The following is a 13432-nucleotide window of genomic DNA, read 5'->3' on the forward strand; positions in this document are numbered from 1 at the left end:
ATTCAGGTTGCAAAAATAGCAATTATAAGTTAGGAAGCAATTATTTATTTATAATTCTGCTTATTTCTGAACATAAGATCCCTGCGGAAATCGCAACATTCAAAGACTCAGCACTTCCAATACGTGGAATAGTTACGGGGTTTTTAATGAACTTCAGGACTTCTGCACTGATGCCCTTACCCTCATTGCCTAAAATTAGTAGGCCTTCCCTTCCCCAATCTACCGTATAACTGTTTTTTCCTTCCAACAAGGCCCCAAATATAGGTACTTCTACACTAGTAAGCAAATCAGGCAGGTCCTGGTAAAATACATTTACCCTGCACAAAGAGCCCATGGTAGCCTGGATCGTCTTGGGATTATAGACCTCTACCGTATTCAAAGAACATAAAATATTTTTAAAACCAAACCAATCTGCTGTCCTGATAATTGTTCCCAAATTTCCCGGATCCTGAACTCCATCCAATACCAGGGTGAAATTGTTTTTTAACGCTTCAGGGTTAAAGGCTTCTGTTTTAGGGGTATGCACTAAAGCTACAATTCCCTGTGGTGTTTGTAAAGTACTAATCTTCTCCAGTTCAGCGTTGTTTATCTCAAATAACTTTATATTTGAAGGTAAATTTGGCAGTAAAGATTTGTATTCAGCCAGGCAATAAATGCTATGAAGCTGGTAGGTCGAAGGAATAAATTCTATAATGGATTTTATACCTTCTATCATAAAAATCCCATTTTCTTTACGGTACTTTTTTTGATGTAATGATTTTATAAAACCTATCTGTGATTTTGAAAGCATACCCTAATTATAAAAAGAAGTTCCAGTTTCCTGCAATATTACTATTTATTATTCTTTTTGCTACCGCCTGTTCCTCCACAAAATACATACAGGACTATCAGTCAATCGTTAAAAAAGTAGAAATCGACAGTGTACCTGAGAAATTTGAAGAAGAAGCCTATAATTATGTACAAAAAGATATCAGGCCCGCACCGAAATTTAGCGTAAATGTGGGGTTATATAATTTGTTTTATGGTCTTTTTAAGATAAAGTCTATCGGTAACCCTGCACCGGTACTTGACAGTGCATTGGTGGATATTTCCAGAGACCAGATCGAGAAATACCTTTACAGCAAAGGTTACTTCAAGGCCACAGTTAAATCTTCCATCCAGGTCGAAAATCAAAAGGCCCGTGTTTATTTTAAAGCAGACCCCGGACCAGCATTTATGGTGAACAAGCTGAGCTATGATATTGCAGATGCTAAGGTTAAAGAATTATACCTGAACAACAAGGCTCAGCATAGCTATTTAAGAGAAGGAATGCAATATGATGACGACTCACTGGCTAACGAGCGGGACCGTTTTTACGAAGTGATGAAGCAAAATGGCTATTTCGATTTTGTGCGCCCTTATATTAAATATACGGTGGATTCTAATTTGAATGCCAGCAAAACTAACATCACCCTTATTGTTGATAACCCTCAGGATAAACCTCAACATTCGCAGTTCACCATTGGTGAGACTAATATTATTGTTGCGCCCAACACAGATGGCTTTCCTGATACCATTACGCTTAACCCACGTATTTTTAGAGGGATAAGGTATACCGACCTCTCCAAACGCTTCCGTCGCAACCCTATTACGCGTTACGATTTTATTAAACAGGGAGAGTTGTACGATAGCAGGAACGAAAATATCACTTATAACAGGCTGTATGAGATGAACGTTTTCAAAAACGTTAAAATCGATTACTTTAAAACAAAAGACAGCTCCAATACGGTGGATCCGGTGATCAGGCTTATTCCACAAAAAAGAATGAGCAACAGGATAGAAGGTGAGGTTCCCTTTAATGCCGGTACTGTAGGTTTTACCTTGAGTAATACCTATACCAACAACAATATCTTCAGGGGAGCAGAGCGTTTTGAGTTCCAGATTAAAGGCGGACTGCAATCCAGAATTGGCCAGGGGGGATCTATTTTCAGTGACATTTACCAACGCGATTTTTCAGTAAGTACCAATCTTGCCGTACCAAGGCTGCTGGTGCCCTTTGATATTCCATTGATGGGCAAAAACGGAATGCCCTTTACCACTTTCTCCGCCAGTTATGTTTATGCCTTACAGAAAGATTTCTTTGTGAGACGGGTTTATTTAAATTCACTAACGTACGACTGGTTTGAAACTCGGTCAAAATTGCACTCCTTCACACCCTTGAATTTTGAATATAGGTTCGGTGGGTTGTTGCTGGAGACTGATGGGCCAGATGAAGCTTTAAATGCGGCAAATCGAGAACTGATCAGTCGCAACCTGTATAACATCCAGCTTCTTGGCCGTAAGGATATCACGCTGGGTATTAAATATACTTATACCCTGAACCAGGATAAACTGCTGCAGCCCAAAAGCTTTTTTTACTTTAGAGGGAATATAGACATGGCCGGCAATTTGCTGGATGGGATTAGCCGCTTAACAGGCGCTAAACATAACCCCGATGAAGAGGACTTTGCAAAAATATTGGGCTTACCATATAACCAGTATGTAAGGCCGGAGATCGATTTACGCTGGTATAAAAACCTTGGTGGGGCAAAACAATTTGTAGCCAGGTTAAATGCGGGTGTAGGTTTTGCCTATGGAAATTCGACAGCAATGCCCTTTGAGAAGTTGTTTTTTGCAGGAGGTTCCAGCGGTATCAGGGCATGGCAGGCCAGAACTTTAGGCCCCGGTAATTATAACCGAGGTGAGCGGATTGTAACAGAAGAATCGCGCAGAACTTTATATGGACTGGATCAGCTGGGAGAAATGCATATTGAAACCAATTTCGAATACCGCTATAAACTATTAAATAAGTTTTTTGGTGCCCAGCTTAAAGGCGCAGTCTTTTTGGATGCAGGAAATGTATGGAACATCTCCTCCGGAAATCCACAACCTGAAACCTATTTCGACTTTAAAAATATCTTCAACCAGATTGCTATCGGAACAGGGGTAGGCCTCCGTTACGATGTGGACTATTTTGTTTTTAGGTTTGATATCGGCTTGAAATTAAAAGATCCACAGTTTAACGGATCCGACCAATGGGTAATAGGCAAATACCTTAGCGGAGCAGAAGATTTCAAAAATTCCTATTATAGTACCCACAGTCCTGATAATTATCGTTTTGTACAATACAACTTCGGTATCGGCCTGCCCTTCTAAAAGATCTGTTTAAGGGAATCAAATATGGTTTCAAAAAATGTGGGCAGGTTCAGGCCGCTGCTGTGGTTGAAATAAGCATAAACCAGCAGTACAATGATGGCCAGAATCAGAAGTTTCCTGAACATAAAGGCAATGACAATCACAATTATAGGGAATAGGACCAGCCAAAGGGTGCTGATCAGGTAGGGAGTTAAAGTGCCCTCTTTTTTATGTACGTAAACCAGTTTGCTATGGGTACCCTGATTGTTTAAATGTTTAATGTATACAAATGCCGAGCGTTCCACCTGCATGGGTAAGATGGCCACGCCATCATTGAATTTTAACGGCTGACTAAATCCACTGACGCTGAAAGTGTACTGTCCATTTATTTTTTCCAAGGGGTTCCCCACCGAGTCGGCAGCAATAATCGCCAGTTTGCTGTTTTTCAGCAAACTTTCCTTCACCAGAAAATTATTGATATTGGATTGTTGTGCAAAAGCTGCACCTGTAAAAAAGGAAAGAAAAAATAATATGCTGTATAGCTTCATTCTATTGATCGTTTATTATAAATTAAGTAGCCCAAATGTAACAAAACGCCGTTTCTTTTTATCGGATCATCGTATAAATTATAACTCAGGCTAATTGGCCCCAGTGGGGTGTGGTAAACCAGGCCGGCAGTGCCTGCATAACGCAAGGATTCGAAAGATTTTTTATGCTCCACATTCTGAAAACCGATCTGCTGAAATTCCTTGTAAGGCAGGAAGGCATAACCCTCCACTCTTAGGTCCAGGTTGCGGCGAAGACTATAGACATTTTTCAGGCCTCCGGCAAGGTAACTTGCAGCCCTGAAATTCTCTAAAAACAAGGATCGGCTGTCTTGCATAGGGTAGAATGCAGGAGCTGCCAGTAAAGTAGCGTAGTAATTTGAAAAAAAAGGAAGGTTAGAGATGACCGCCTCGGCCTGGTAACCCAGGGTGTATTTTCCTTTTCTAAAGAAGTAATGTTCATCACTCGCCTTAAATTGAAACCAATTCCGCTCTTTTCTTTCCAGGTCGATCGCATCAACGCCCACCGGACTGTTTCTTGAAATATTTCCCGGTTCATAGCGCTCCTTTCCCGTAAAGTAATTCAGGCTGATCAATAAATTGCGCCCCTGGTTAGCGTATTGCTTTTGGTTTAAGGTGTATTGCTCAAAAGCTAGATTGGTTCTGAAACCGTTAAAGGTGTTTTTGTCTAAAATATCACCTGTGGTAAAAGTGTTTGTCGGACTATAATCATCCGTGTTATTGATAAAGGCATTGCTGAGGGTTAACTTTGCACTTCCATTGATGGGAATGCCTGCTTTAATTTCAAACTTCCGGTCTACCTGCTCAATATAAGTAGGGTGGAGGTTTTCAATATAAATAGCGCTGGTGCTGTAAAAATTGAAGTGATTGAAAATCATTTCTGTGGAAATGAAAAACGGTACCCGGGAAGGAAAGTCTACCCTGCCGCTGAGATGTATAGATTCATAAAAGCGGCCGGTATAAAAATTTAAGCCGAAAGTATAGGCTTTTTTATTCAGGTAACTATATTGAATACCGAGGTATACGTTGCTGATGGGGCGGGTAGAAATGTTTCCGCCAAAATCAAGTTTGATGTGTTTTTTTGGCCTGGCTATGATTTCAAAAAGATACTTGTCGACCACCGGATCGTAAGAGATTTTTGGATAGATGGTTTCAAAGGTTTCATCGGCCACCAGTTTATAATAACCCTGTTTAATGTCTGTTAATGTTAACGCGGCTTTGTTGGGTTGAAACAACCGCTCAATATATCTTCTTTGCGGTTCATTTACACCGCTGATGGAAATGGAATTAAATACCGGCTCAGGTTTTTTGTCAAGGAATTTTTCTCTTTTGGAACGCAGTTCCAGCGGACTGACCCTTCTTTTTACAGCTGCCTTAATTTGCTCCATATTGGCCATAGCGGCGTCGTATCCCTGCTTAATTAATACTTCCACCGGCCTGAAGTTAGCCGATTGGAAGTCGATCAGATCAGGTTCTATATAGGCGCCATTTTCACCAATCAACGTTGAATCTGACCTCGATAAAAAGATCTGGAAAAGAAAACGGTTCATCTGGCGGTCATCATTTCCTTTGGGAAATATATCAGATGTTTTGGAAGAAACATTGACTCCAATGATGTAATCAGGTTTGAACTCTTTCTTCATCACATCTACCGGAAAGTTATTGTACAAGCCCCCGTCAAAAACATACTTGTCATCTAATTTTATTGGCCTGTAAATAAAAGGAACCGATAAAGTTCCTCTTACGGCTTCTGCCAGACTGCCTTTTCTAACGGTGATGCTTTTTTGGGAAATCACATCAGACACCATGCAACGGTAGGGCACAAATAAATTGTTGAAATTATCTTTAGCGATGGCGGAGGCCTGTGAAAAAAGCTCCAGCAGGGCAAAATTTAGGGGTATATCATTCACCAGGTTAGAACGAAACGTGAGTCGTAAATTGGTGTCTGCTGTTAGTTTTGCAGAGACCATGGCCGCATTAAGGGCTGTTTTCTGGAAGAAATATCCAAAATCACTGGTATACCTTCCTGTTACCCAATCCTGGAAATCCCTGCTGAGGGCTACTGCTTCCATTTGTGTTGGCGTGTAACCTGCAGCATACATGGCGCCCACTACACCCCCCATGGAAGTGCCCGTTACATAATCTATGGGAATATTATTTTCTTCCAGGGCTTTCAGTGTGCCGATATGTGCCAGTCCTTTTGCGCCGCCACCGCTCAATACCAGTCCAACCTTTTGCGCTTGCACAGGTATTGTGCTAAAAAGGAGCAGAAAAAGGATGATATGTCTGAAGGTAACCACAGTTTAAAAATAAGGTTTTAATTGTGATTTAGGCAACTGATTTAATTGCAACTATCCACTAAAAGGCTCCTGCATTTTAAAACAACATTGTTTGAAGAGTGGTCTGACCATTCCTGAAAAAGCTATACACAATAAACTAAGTGTATGGAAACTAAAGAAGTAATACAGGCCCTTACAGAATGTAAACCTGTAGCACATTTTTATGATCTTCGGTTGATCAAAGAAATCGTACACTGATGCCCTGTATTTATCCAATGGTGCCACTAACGACATCTTATTTTACAAAACAGAGTGGAAGCCGCTCTAAAGGAATTTTAAATGCGCTCATTTACGGCTTTTTAATCATTGTTATTTTTGTTGCGTTAGGCATGATTATCACTTTGATGTTTGGTGCCTCTGCGCTTAATGAAGCGGCAAGCAGTGCTTTATTCAACCTGGTTTTCTTTCTCAGTCTATAAGCAAATCAGCAAAAAAGTAATTTTGCATCGCAGTTATCGAATATCTCAAATGTATTGCTCTGTGACATCGGTCACCGTAATGAAATTTTAATGACCCCATATTTGTGCTACAACTTTACAGATATGGAAATCCTTGCTTACTTCGCATCAGCACTCATCGGCATCTCACTTGGGCTAATTGGTGGTGGTGGTTCAATACTTACCGTTCCGGTAATGGTATATTTATTTGGCATCAATCCATTAATGGCCACATCATATTCATTGTTTATTGTTGGTAGCACAAGTTTGGTGGGCGCTTATCAAAACTGGAGAAACAAATTAGTTAACATAAAAACAGCGTTGTTATTTGGCCTTTCCTCCATCACCACAGTGTTTCTCATCCGCAAATTTTTTATTCCTTTAATCCCTGCGCATTTATTCTCCATCTCTGGTTTTGCTGTAAGTTCCAATATGTTAACTATGATCCTGTTTGCACTACTCATGGTAGTGGCATCGTTTTCCATGATCAGCGAGAAAAAGGCCATAACACTTGGTCATGCTGTTCCTTCAGGAAACACTTTAAAGTTATTAATTTATGGAATAGGTATTGGAATTGCCACAGGCCTGCTTGGTGCTGGTGGAGGGTTTCTGCTTATTCCTACGCTAGTTATTTTATTAGGACTGCCAATGAAAGAAGCTGTTGGAACTTCATTACTGATTATTGCCCTAAATTCCCTGGTAGGGTTTACCGGTGACCTTGGGCATTTTAAAATTGATTGGCTTTTTTTATTGAAGGTTAGCTCTATTGCCATTGCAGGCCTCTTTTTAGGTGTTTTCTTAAATACCAAGATTGATGGTGAAAAACTTAAAAAGGGATTTGGCTGGTTCGTCTTCATCATGGGAAGCTACATTATTCTGAAAGAACTAATCTTAAATCCTTAGTGACAGAAGTCACCGTTTTAAAAATGATTATACCAGATTTTTGTAGGAGATAATTGAGAATCTAAAATTTTAAAATATGTTAGAACTATTTATGAAACCCTGGCCCTGGTACACATCCGGTGCTGCCATTGCCTTCATCATGATTTTACTCCTCTATTTTGGAAAATCCTTTGGTGTATCTTCCAATTTAAGAACGATGTGTACCATTGCCGGTGCTGGTAAAAGGACTAAATTCTTTGACTTCGACTGGAAAACCCAGAAATGGAACCTGTTATTTATAGTCGGTGCGATAGTAGGAGGGGTGATTTCTTCCACACTTTTAGACAACGGGCAACCTTTGCTGCTTTCCGCTGCTACCATATCGGATCTTAAAGATATCGGAATTGCCTTTGACGGTCAGCTGAACCCATCGCAGTTATTTGGCCTAAATGCTGTTTTTTCTGTCAAAGGGATGCTAGTGCTGCTAATAGGAGGTGTGCTTGTTGGATTCGGTTCACGTTATGCAGGCGGATGTACTTCAGGCCATGCTATCTCCGGTCTCACCAATATGCAACTACCATCTCTGATTGCAGTTGTCGGATTTTTTATCGGTGGTCTGGCCACTACTTATTTGATTTTACCTTACCTGTTTTAATTATAAACCTAAAACAATGAAAGCTATAAAATTTATACTCGCCGGCATATTGTTTGGCATCATTATGAGTAAGTCGGAGGCCATATCCTGGTCTGGCCGTTTAGCCTGCCCTGGCCTATGTTGGTGAATATTGGGTACGGCTATCTGAGCATGGTTATCGTCATACTGGGTGCATTAGCAGGTACTTTCCTCTATGGGGTAATCAAAGGCACGCTTCCACACTAAGGCTCAATTAACCCATTTGATCAGACAATAAATATGGGCATTCAACTAGGCTTACGCGCAAACTGGAAACAGTTTCTGATTCTAGTAATCATAAACGCCTTTGTAGGTGGTATGATTGGTTTGGAGCGAGCGATTTTACCCAAACTCGCGGAAGAAGAATTCGCAATTCTTGCTAAGTCAGCGATGCTCTCCTTTATTGTTGTCTTTGGCTTTACAAAAGCTATTTCAAATTATTTTGCTGGCAGATTAGCCAACAAAGTTGGAAGAAAAAACGTGCTTATCTACGGGTGGATTGTCGCATTACCAGTTCCCTTTTTACTTATATTTTCTCAAAATTGGAATTGGGTAATACTAGCAAACGTTCTTTTAGGTATAAATCAAGGTTTAGCCTGGTCATCAACAGTCGTTATGAAGATCGACTTAGTAGGTGAAAAGAATCGTGGTCTTGCAATGGGCATAAATGAATTTGCAGGATATCTAGCTGTTGCTGTGGTTGCGATGCTGAGTGGGTACCTAGCAAACGCATATGGAATTAGACCATACCCATTTATAGTTGGAATAATTTTATCAGTGTTAGGATTATTGGCAAGCATATTCCTAGTTAAGGATACGAGCCATTTTGTTGAACATGAACAAGCTATATCGGGAAACAAATCATTAAAATCTATATTTTTGGACACGTCCTTTCGCCAACCTAACCTCTCATCAGTTACACAAGCAGGCCTGGTTAATAATCTAAACGACGGTATGGTATGGGGCCTGTTTCCAGTGCTGTTATCGGCTAAAGGTTATAATCTTAAGCAAATCGGTATCATGGTCGCTATATATCCTGCTGTTTGGGGGCTTGGACAATTATTTACTGGAAAGCTTGCAGATCTTTATCAAAAGAAAATATTACTTTTCTGGGGTATGTATTCCAGGGGATTAGCGATAATTGCCATTATTTATTCATCAACGCAGATCCACTTTATTACAGTCTCGATTATTCTCGGACTAGCAACCGCCATTGTTTATCCAACATTTTTGGCTGCAGTGGCAGCGGAAACCACACCAAAACAAAGGGCCGAAAGCTTAGGCATATTTCGGTTCTGGAGAGATGCCGGATATGCTTTTGGGGCAATACTTTCAGGGTTTTTCGCTGATCACTTTGGCGTAGATTATGCCATTGGTACAATAGGCATTTTAACACTATTTTCTGCTTTAATTATACAATTGAGAATGGAAAACAACAAATAGAATTATTTGTGTGACATTAATCACCGTTTTAAAAAAGTAGTTTTTAGAAATTTGAATATCAAACTAAAGAACATGAAAATTGAGCAATTTGAAGACAGGAATCTTTCCCATTACAGTTATGCTATACTCAGTGAATGTAAAAAGGAAGTTGTATTAATTGATCCCTCACGTGATCCAAAACCTTATTATGATTTCGCTGATGCCCATGGGTCTAAAATTATTGGCGTCATAGAGACACACCCGCATGCAGATTTTGTGAGTAGTCATCTCCAAATTCACAAGCAGACCGGGGCAACAATCTACGCAAGTAAACTGTTAAAGCCCGATTATTCCATAATCAATTTTGATGATGGAGATATTCTTGAATTTGGCAAGATAAAACTTAAAGCCATAAACACCCCAGGTCACTCACCTGATAGTATTTCTGTGGTATTGGAGCACGAGGGCAAGGATAAGGCTGTTTTCACAGGTGATACTTTATTTATCGGGGATTGTGGAAGACCCGACTTAAGAGAAAAAGGTGAAAATTTAGAGTTGAAACGTGAAGAGTTAGCCAAAAAGATGTATAGCTCACTTAGAAATAAACTGATGACGCTGGACGATGCTGTGCTTATTTATCCGGCACATGGAGCCGGAACCCTTTGTGGAAAAGCGTTAAGCAAGGCTAACAGCAGTACAATTGGTGCAGAAAAGATCAGTAACTGGTCTCTACAGGACATGTCAGAGTCTGAATTTGTAACCGCCCTTACTGCCCACCAGCCCTTTATCCCGATGTACTTTCCTTATAATGTGGAATTAAATAAACAGGGCGCCCCTGATTTTAAGGCGAGTTTAGCTCAAATAGCCAGAGGCCAAAAAATCGATAGTCCAGAAAAAGCAGCGAGGCTTGATCCTCAGGTTAAAATCATTGACACCAGGAAGGCTGAGGTTTATAAAAAACAGCACTTAAAGAATTCCATCAACATCATGGATGGTGAGAAATTTGAGACCTGGTTAGGTGCATTGGTATCACCTGGTGATCTGTTTTATCTCGCAGCATCTAGTGAAGAAACACTATCGGTTTTAACGGAAAGGATTGCCAGAATCGGATATGAATCTTTTATTAAGGAGGCATTTGTGCTGGATTTCGGGCTGGAAGTTTCCGCTGAAATCGACCTGGATGATTTTAGGAAAAATACGCAGAACTATACTATTGTAGATATTCGTAATGAAAGTGAGTCTGAAAGCCAGCCAGCCTTTGAAGGAGCCTATAATGTCCCCTTGCCGGAGTTAAATATACGATACAAAGAAATCCCAGTAGATAAACCTATTGTAGTTCATTGTGCGGGTGGATACAGGAGTGCAGCGGGAAGCAGTATATTAGAAAGTAAGCTTGATACTACAGTATTAGATTTGAGCGACAACATCAAAGAATTTATTCCCATTCACTAACGGACCAATTATTGTGTTCAGCCATTAAAGGTATGTTATATTAACATACCTTTAATCTTTAAAACACCTGCAATCGTATGATGAGACCTTGTTACCTAATTATTTGTGCTGCAATGCTTCTGTTCTATATTAATCCTGTAAAAGGACAAAATAAAGCGACAACTTTCAAGGGTGCCAAGGCCAATAAAAGTCATTATAAAGCCTTGTATATTCTTAACAGCGGAGAAGACAAAAGGATTTCTTCAACATTAAGGAACATCAACAATGCACTAGAAGATCCCAGACTAAAGGGGAAACTTGAGGTGGAATTAATCGTATTTGGTGATGGCGTAGCGGTTTTTAAAAAGGACGGAAAATATCTCGAAAATCTAACTACCTTAAAAAATAAAGGTGTTCTTTTGGCGCAATGTGAAAACACCTTAAGGGAACGCAACATTAATAAAGATGAACTTTTTGATTTTATCCATTTTGTGCCTAGTGGCAATGGGGAGGTCATTATCCGTCAACAGCAAGGATGGTCTGTTATACATCCATAAAGGTTTATATACCTATCGATTTTCCATAATCAATAAAAAAGATTACTTTTGGATTCCATGAAAGGACTATTCCAACATATTTTTGATTATCTAAATAGCAATACCGTCAGGTCTTTGTCTATTGGCATGCTTGTCATTTTATGTTTGCTGTCCTCATGTTCAATAAGGAAAAGCGTTGCTTCTCTCTTTTCGGATCAAAGTAGTTCTTACTTAGTTTTTAATAAGGGAACCAAATCCAGCGCTGTAAATAAATCAGGTTTGGATTATAATTCGGTTGAATGTAAGTTAACAGGTCAGGCCTTGGATGACACGCAGTTGTCTATCAAACAGGCAGTATCATCGCCTTTAGCCATGCTACCCTTTCTGTTTTTGGTTCTTCCTGAATTTTTAGTTTCTCTTTTAATCGGCATTAAAACCCCGACCATTCTTCCTGTACCCAATTCATGGTTACGTTGGGCATATTTGCCGCTTTTTCTGCAAAACAGGTTACTTCTGATATAAAATTGTCGCATAACAGCTCCCGCTGTTTTTCATAGCGCTGGTTCTATCCGCGCTAAATTAATTCGACAATTCTATAATTTCAAATTTTAGCGATGATGAAGTATATTCTTCAAATGCTGCTTGTGCTGTTTATTCTTTGGAGTAAGCCATCACAAGCACAGCAACCTAATACACTTTCCTTACAGCAGGCCTGGGAAAGGGCCAATAATAATTATCCCGGACTTGAAGAACAAAAATATCTTGTTGATGAGTTTAAGATCAGAAAAAAAGAAGTTCAAAGTCAGGCGCTGCCTCAGGTACAGCTTCAAGCGCAAAGTTCTTATGGAACTTTTGCAGGCAGTACAGGTGCTTTTTTTTCACTACCCGGTATTTTTAATGTATCAGGGAATAACTCGATTAACCCAGACATCACTGCTGCTCAAAATACATTTGGGTCCGCTCTAATGGACTGGCGGATTTTTGAGTTTGGCAAGCAGCGTAAAGCGGTAGAGGCAGCGGAGTTCCAGGTTAAGGTTGCAGAAAGCAGTTACGATGCTGCAGACCTGTCATTACAAAGTAGGGTAACCAAGCTGTATATTGACATCCTTTATAATAAAGCTACCCTGATATGGGCCGAGAATAATGTAATTAGGTTAAATAACATCAGAAATGTAACGGTTAGCCTCGCCTTGGCAGGCCTGAAACCCGGTGCAGATACTTCGTTAGCAACTTCTTCTTTCTTGCAAGCAAAAGCCTATCAACATGAGTGGCTTGGGAAATATGATGCCAGTAGGATCAATTTTACTGAAGTGGTGCCAGTGCAAGATTTCAACTTACCTGGACATGCATTTTTGAAAGCTGATTTAGGTGATTTAAAAATCGATTCCCTACCGATTTCCCATCCCTATTTGAAGGTAATTACTAACCAGTTATCCTATGAACAAACGCAAGAAAGTCTGCTAGCAAAAGGGGCATTCCCGTCACTATCAATTCTAGGTGGTCTTTCATCGAGAGGAAATGCTATACATCCAAATGGCACAATAACATCTGGATTAACATCTGGGTTTGCCAATTATGCAAACAATTATTTAATCGGTCTTGGCATTAGCTGGAATATTTCTGGAGTTTATGCCAGTTCATTAGCCAAAAAGCGAGCTGAAAAAACAGTAAAAAGTATTCAAGCAAGATACGATACCCAAAAATTGCAAATGAGAACCGCCCTGGACGCTGTAAATTCAAGAATCAGCCAACAAGAAGAACAGTTGATGAAAAGCAAGCTTGCTGAACAACAAGCCAAGAATGCCTACGACTTGTACCTGGTAAGGTATGAGGGCGGACTAATCAGTCTGACAGAATTACTACAGATTCAATCCTTCTTGCAACTGGCAGAAAGAGAATACCTTGAGGCTCAGCAAGTCTTGTGGAATCTGCTCATTACTCAGGCGGAAGTTTCTGGCGATTTCAACTATTTAGCTTCACAATTTAACTAATA

The 13432-nt window shown here is 40.0% G+C and carries 12 protein-coding genes; 9 read left to right on the plus strand and 3 right to left on the minus strand.

All coding sequences use genetic code 11. The features are described from left to right. Positions 1–40: 40 nt before the first annotated feature. Positions 41–790, minus strand: a complete 750-nt coding sequence (locus WG905_RS15070) for a TrmH family RNA methyltransferase (RefSeq protein ID WP_339592567.1) — start codon at positions 788–790, stop codon at positions 41–43. Here WG905_RS15070 and tamL point away from each other — a divergent pair. Then, the gene (tamL, locus tag WG905_RS15075) at positions 775–3174 is read left to right on the plus strand and encodes a translocation and assembly module lipoprotein TamL (protein WP_339592568.1); all 2400 of its coding nucleotides are present in this window, start codon (positions 775–777) and stop codon (positions 3172–3174) included. The two genes, WG905_RS15070 and tamL, sit on opposite strands and share 16 nt — an antisense overlap. Here tamL and WG905_RS15080 read toward each other — a convergent pair. Both WG905_RS15080 and WG905_RS15085 read right to left on the minus strand, forming a co-directional pair. Next, complete coding sequence (locus WG905_RS15080; RefSeq protein ID WP_339592569.1) at positions 3171–3701, minus strand: hypothetical protein; 531 nt, start codon at positions 3699–3701, stop codon at positions 3171–3173. The genes tamL and WG905_RS15080 overlap by 4 nt on opposite strands. Further along, positions 3698–5965: a patatin-like phospholipase family protein gene (locus tag WG905_RS15085; protein WP_339592570.1), complete on the minus strand. Its 2268-nt coding sequence runs from the start codon at positions 5963–5965 to the stop codon at positions 3698–3700. The genes WG905_RS15080 and WG905_RS15085 overlap by 4 nt, the downstream gene beginning before the upstream one ends. A 290-nt stretch (positions 5966–6255) precedes the next feature. Here WG905_RS15085 and WG905_RS15090 point away from each other — a divergent pair, with 290 nt between their 5' ends. From WG905_RS15090 to WG905_RS15125, 8 genes are all read left to right on the plus strand, one after another. Next, entirely contained in the window at positions 6256–6477 is a 222-nt protein-coding gene (locus tag WG905_RS15090) for a hypothetical protein (protein ID WP_339592571.1), read from the plus strand. 123 nt (positions 6478–6600) lie between these two features. Continuing rightward, positions 6601–7398, plus strand: coding sequence for a sulfite exporter TauE/SafE family protein (locus WG905_RS15095; RefSeq protein ID WP_339592572.1), 798 nt, complete (start codon positions 6601–6603; stop codon positions 7396–7398). Between the two features lie 76 nt (positions 7399–7474). Next, positions 7475–8032, plus strand: a complete 558-nt coding sequence (locus WG905_RS15100; RefSeq protein ID WP_339592573.1) for a YeeE/YedE family protein — start codon at positions 7475–7477, stop codon at positions 8030–8032. Positions 8033–8290: 258 nt separating this feature from the next. Further along, positions 8291–9493, plus strand: a complete 1203-nt coding sequence (locus tag WG905_RS15105) for an MFS transporter (protein WP_339592574.1) — start codon at positions 8291–8293, stop codon at positions 9491–9493. 72 nt (positions 9494–9565) lie between these two features. Then, positions 9566–10924, plus strand: a complete 1359-nt coding sequence (locus WG905_RS15110; RefSeq protein WP_339592575.1) for an MBL fold metallo-hydrolase — start codon at positions 9566–9568, stop codon at positions 10922–10924. 77 nt (positions 10925–11001) lie between these two features. Beyond that, a complete protein-coding gene (locus tag WG905_RS15115) occupies positions 11002–11460 on the plus strand; it encodes a DsrE family protein (protein ID WP_339592576.1) in 459 nt (152 codons plus the stop codon). Between the two features lie 57 nt (positions 11461–11517). Beyond that, positions 11518–11961 (plus strand): hypothetical protein, encoded by a 444-nt coding sequence (locus WG905_RS15120; protein ID WP_339592577.1) that lies wholly within the window; start codon positions 11518–11520, stop codon positions 11959–11961. 92 nt (positions 11962–12053) lie between these two features. Beyond that, positions 12054–13430: a TolC family protein gene (locus WG905_RS15125; RefSeq protein WP_339592578.1), complete on the plus strand. Its 1377-nt coding sequence runs from the start codon at positions 12054–12056 to the stop codon at positions 13428–13430. Positions 13431–13432: the final 2 nt, after the last annotated feature.

It is taken from the genome of Pedobacter immunditicola, from assembly GCF_037482985.1.
Taxonomy (GTDB): Bacteria; Bacteroidota; Bacteroidia; order Sphingobacteriales; family Sphingobacteriaceae; genus Pedobacter; species Pedobacter immunditicola.

What these genes read in the sequence shown, in the direction of transcription:
- WG905_RS15070 (WP_339592567.1), bottom strand. Translation starts at nt 790, where the DNA reads ATGCTTTCAAAATCACAGATAGGTTTTATAAAATCATTACATCAAAAA.
- WG905_RS15080 (WP_339592569.1), bottom strand. Translation starts at nt 3,701, where the DNA reads ATGAAGCTATACAGCATATTATTTTTTCTTTCCTTTTTTACAGGTGCA.
- WG905_RS15090 (WP_339592571.1), top strand. Translation starts at nt 6,256, where the DNA reads ATGCCCTGTATTTATCCAATGGTGCCACTAACGACATCTTATTTTACA.
- WG905_RS15095 (WP_339592572.1), top strand. Translation starts at nt 6,601, where the DNA reads ATGGAAATCCTTGCTTACTTCGCATCAGCACTCATCGGCATCTCACTT.
- WG905_RS15100 (WP_339592573.1), top strand. Translation starts at nt 7,475, where the DNA reads ATGTTAGAACTATTTATGAAACCCTGGCCCTGGTACACATCCGGTGCT.
- WG905_RS15105 (WP_339592574.1), top strand. Translation starts at nt 8,291, where the DNA reads ATGGGCATTCAACTAGGCTTACGCGCAAACTGGAAACAGTTTCTGATT.
- WG905_RS15110 (WP_339592575.1), top strand. Translation starts at nt 9,566, where the DNA reads ATGAAAATTGAGCAATTTGAAGACAGGAATCTTTCCCATTACAGTTAT.
- WG905_RS15115 (WP_339592576.1), top strand. Translation starts at nt 11,002, where the DNA reads ATGATGAGACCTTGTTACCTAATTATTTGTGCTGCAATGCTTCTGTTC.
- WG905_RS15120 (WP_339592577.1), top strand. Translation starts at nt 11,518, where the DNA reads ATGAAAGGACTATTCCAACATATTTTTGATTATCTAAATAGCAATACC.
- WG905_RS15125 (WP_339592578.1), top strand. Translation starts at nt 12,054, where the DNA reads ATGATGAAGTATATTCTTCAAATGCTGCTTGTGCTGTTTATTCTTTGG.